The 392-nt window shown below is 56.4% G+C and carries 1 protein-coding gene; it reads left to right on the top strand.

Annotated elements, in window-relative coordinates; genetic code table 11:
• Nucleotides 1-392 (top strand): prephenate dehydratase domain-containing protein (locus NE473_RS30515; RefSeq protein ID WP_305148717.1); only part of this gene is annotated, 392 nt, incomplete at both ends.

The raw sequence follows: 392 nt of genomic DNA, 5'->3' as shown, positions 1-392 counted from the left end.
CTGATGGCGGAACACGGACTGACCGCCAGGATGAATTTTCAGGCCGTGAAGGGACTTCCCATGCAGGGGGTACGCGTGGTCTACCAGGGCGTGGAAGGGGCGTACAGCCATGAAGCTACACTTCAGTACTTTGGAGATGACGTGGATGCTTACCACGTGCAGTTCTGGGAGGACGCCATGAGGGAAGTCGAGGCGGGCCGGGCCGATTACGCGGTTCTTCCCATTGAGAATTCCTCGGCTGGAGCGGTCAGCGATAATTACGATCTGCTGATCAAGTACCATAATTATATCGTGGCGGAGACCTTCATTCCGGTCAGCCACGCACTGCTGGGACTTCCAGATGCGGAACTTTCGGATATCACCACCGTATTTTCCCACCCCCAGGCGCTGAT

This window comes from Hungatella sp. SL.1.14 (assembly GCF_024460495.1).
GTDB classification, from domain to species: Bacteria; Bacillota; Clostridia; order Lachnospirales; family Lachnospiraceae; genus Hungatella; species Hungatella hathewayi.
Note: the sequence above shows the minus strand (reverse complement) of the source record. Positions and strands in the feature narration are given on the sequence as shown.